General features: G+C 66.8%; 2 protein-coding genes and 1 pseudogene. All 3 read right to left on the minus strand.

What is annotated here, in order from left to right; translation table 11 throughout:
* Positions 1–19: 19 nt before the first annotated feature.
* Positions 20–1,735, minus strand: a complete 1,716-nt coding sequence (locus Q1J95_RS15300; RefSeq protein WP_300269203.1) for a dipeptide/oligopeptide/nickel ABC transporter permease/ATP-binding protein — start codon at positions 1,733–1,735, stop codon at positions 20–22.
* A complete protein-coding gene (locus Q1J95_RS15305) occupies positions 1,732–2,739 on the minus strand; it encodes an ABC transporter permease (RefSeq protein WP_300269206.1) in 1,008 nt (335 codons plus the stop codon). The genes Q1J95_RS15300 and Q1J95_RS15305 overlap by 4 nt, the downstream gene beginning before the upstream one ends.
* Positions 2,736–3,452 (minus strand): annotated as a pseudogene (locus Q1J95_RS15310) (ABC transporter substrate-binding protein); the annotation flags it as partial. The pseudogene Q1J95_RS15310 and the gene Q1J95_RS15305, both read right to left, overlap by 4 nt.

Genomic DNA, 3,452 nt, shown 5'->3' on the forward strand with positions numbered 1-3,452 from the left:
CTCATCTCCCTTTCCTGGCTCACAGCGCCTCGACGTACTCGGCGGCATCGAGCAGCTTGCGCGTGTACGGGTGTGCCACGTCGCGTTCGGCGAGTTGCTGAGCGGTGAGCTCTTCGACGATCTCGCCGCGGTGCATCACCATCACGCGGTCGCAGAGCGCTTCGACAACGCCCAGGTCATGCGAGATGAACAGCACGGATGCACCGAGTTCCCGCGTCGCCGCCGCAAACTGCCGCAGCACCGCCGCCTGCACGGTGACATCGAGCGCCGTGGTCGGCTCGTCAGCGATGATGAGCTTCGACTCGGCGATGAGCGACGACGCGATCATCGCGCGCTGCAGCATCCCGCCGGACAGCTCGTGAGGGTGCTGGCGCAACCGCTTCGCCGGCGCGCTGATGTGCAGCTGCTCGAATCTCTCCAGCAGAGCGCGCCGGGCGGCTCCCTTGCTGAGGCCGAGGTGCGTGCGCGCGACCTCGGTGAGCTGCGTCTGGATTCGCAGGGCCGGGTTGAAGGTCGACATCGGATCCTGATAGATCAGGGCGATCTCCTGCGCGAGCTTCTTCGACGGCACGGCGCTCAGCATGTCGTTGCCCGCCGCGACGAGTGAAGATGCCGTGGCGTTGACACCCTCGGGAACGAGGCCGGCGAGCGTCATCGCCGTGAGCGACTTACCGGATCCCGATTCGCCGACGAGACCGACGATCTCGCCGGGCGCCACATCGAACGAGATGCCCTTGACGAGCTCGACGCCCCCACCGGTGGTGACCCGAAGGTCGCGCACCTCCACGGCATTTTTCGGAGCATCGGATGCCTCGCGCTTCGCAGCCGCGTCAGCGCGCAGCATCCCCGTCCTGGTCGCTCGACGAGCACCTCTGGTGCGCGGGTTGCTGCTGGCGGCCAATCCGTCGCCGATCAGCATTCCGGCCAGTCCGGTCAGCATGATCATGGCGCTCGGGCCGACGACCTGCGACGGCTGAGTGTAGATCGATGCGAGAGCGTCACTGAGCAGCAGCCCGAAATCATACTCGGGCGACTGCACGCCCAGACCGATGAACGACAGCCCGGACAGCTCGACCAGCGTCACAGCGAAGTTGCTCGCCGCGAGCACGAGCAGCGGCTCGGCCATGTTCGGCAGCACGTGGCGGATCATGACGAGCGGACGCGAGACGCGCAGCAGACGTGCGGTCGAGACGTACTCTCGCTCCAGGATCGGGGCCGCCATGTTCACGGTGAGCCTGATGAACGCCGGGATGCTGGCGACTCCGACCGCGAGCGCGGCCGTCCAGGCGCCGGGGCCGAGGATCGCCGCGATGACAAGGGCGAGCACGAGGCTGGGAAAGGCGACGGCAACGGAGTTCACCCCGATGATGAAGCGTCGCAGACGAGGTGAGAACAACCAGACGACCAGGCCGAGGATCACCCCGACGATGACCGAGATCGCCGAGGCGCTGACGGTCAACAGCAGCGTCAGTCGTGTGGCGACGAGCGCACGCGACAGCAGGTCGCGCCCGAACTCGTCGGTGCCCAGCAGATACTCGGACGAAGGGGGCAGGCGGGTCTGATCGGTGAGCGCGTTCGCGCTCTTGTCGAGAAACATCGGTGCGATGATCGCGACGAGAATGACGAGGGTCAGCAGAATCAGACCGCTCAGCAGGATCGGATGCAGTCGCCACCGCCGCGGTCCGGGCGCGCCGGTCACGACGGCGACGGTGTCTGGTGGGGTCGCAGCAGTCATGCGAATGCCTTTCCGGAGCGCAACACTCGCGGATCGACAACAGCGAGGATGATGTCGATCGTCACGTTGATGATGATGGCAATCACGCCGATCGTGAGGATGATCCCGCGGATCAGCGGGTAGTCGCGTTCGAGGATCGCCTCGACGACGCCGTTGCCGAGCCCCGGCCACGCGAACACGCGTTCAACGATCACGGCGCCGCCGAGCATGTTCCCGAGGATCAGCCCCGACAGCGTCAGTGTGGAGGCGAGCAGGTTGGGCAGGGCATACTTCATGTGCTGTTTGATGCGGTCGATGCGCCAGCCGCGCGCCGTACGCATGTAGTCCTGCTCGAGCACAGCCGCGGCCTCACGCCGCACGATGCGGCTGATCGAGCATGTCGGGGCGAGCGTGAGTGCGACGGCTGGCAACACGTACGACGCCGGGCTCGTCGCACCGGCGGCAGGCAGCACGCCGAGGGAGACGGCGAACACGATCACGAGGATCGCGCCGAACACATAGACCGGCAGCGTCTGCAGCGTCGCGGTGACCCAGCTGAAGCCGACATCGAGCCAGCGATTCCGGTTGCCGCGGGTCAACCCCGCGACGCCGATGCCGATCGCGACCGAGATCACCAGAGTGATCGCGATCGCGACCAGCGCGATCGTCAGCGTGTACGGCAGGCGGACGCCGATGATGGTCGTCACATCCTGGCCCGTGCGGAAGGACTGCCCGAGGTCGCCGGTGAAGATTCCGGTGACGTAGTGCAGGAACTGCACGGGTATCGGCTGGTCGAGGCCGAGTGCGGTGCGCGCAGCCTCGACCTGTTCGACGCTGGCGTCGAGGCCGGCGGCGATCCGCGCGGGGTCGCCGGGCACGAGGAGCACGAGCACGAAGGTGAGCAGGATCAGCGCCGCGAGCGCGACCCCCACCTCCACCGCCTTCTGGCCGAGGAATCGCCCCCAGCCGGATGTCGTCCGTGCTGTGCTCTTCGTGCCCACGCTCCGCGTGCCCGTCGTGCTCATTCCGTGATGCGCAGTGTCGAGAGGTTCTCACGCCCGGCGGGGTGGCGCACGGAGAAGCCGTCGCGTGCGACATAGGTCGTCACATTGGTCGACAGCGGCACGAATGCGACATCGTCGAGCACGGCTTCCTGCGCCTTGGCGTATGCGGCGCACTTCGCCTCATCGTCGGTTGCGGCCATCGCCTCGGCATAGGCCTCGTCGGCTGCCGGGTTGTTCGCGTAGGCGAGGTTGCGTCCGCCGTCGGCGACGGTCGGTCCGAGCATGCGGGTGATGCCTGTCACGAGCGTTCCGACGTTGTTGATGCTCGCGAAGACCGTGGCATCCCATTCGCCGGAGGACCCGGGGCTGAGGATCGTGCTGATCCAGGTTCCGGTGTCGGTGATGTCGGAGTCGACGGTCGCGCCGGCGGCGCGCAGTCGCTCGGCGATGTAGGTGATGCCTGCACCGTTCACGCCGATGGCGGTCGGCCCGATCAGGCGGATCTTCACCCCTTCAAGTACGCCGGATGCCGCGGCATCGTCCTGCTCGACGAGCAGCGACTCGTCGTCATTCACACACTGCAACTGCGGGTCGCCAGCTGACAACAGCAGTTCGCCGAGCGGATTGACCGCTTCGCGGAAGGCCGCCCGGTCGACGACCTGCCCTGCCGCGCGACGCACGTTCTCGTCGGCGAAGGGACTGGTCTCGCTCTGGTTGAAGATCAAGAAGTAGTC

Origin of the sequence: Microbacterium sp. (genome assembly GCF_029263575.1) — a bacterium.
GTDB lineage: Bacteria > Actinomycetota > Actinomycetes > Actinomycetales > Microbacteriaceae > Microbacterium.

Bases quoted from the DNA above. Each gene is read 5' to 3' on its own strand.
- Q1J95_RS15300 (WP_300269203.1), bottom strand. From the start codon at position 1,735: ATGACTGCTGCGACCCCACCAGACACCGTCGCCGTCGTGACCGGCGCG.
- Q1J95_RS15305 (WP_300269206.1), bottom strand. From the start codon at position 2,739: ATGAGCACGACGGGCACGCGGAGCGTGGGCACGAAGAGCACAGCACGG.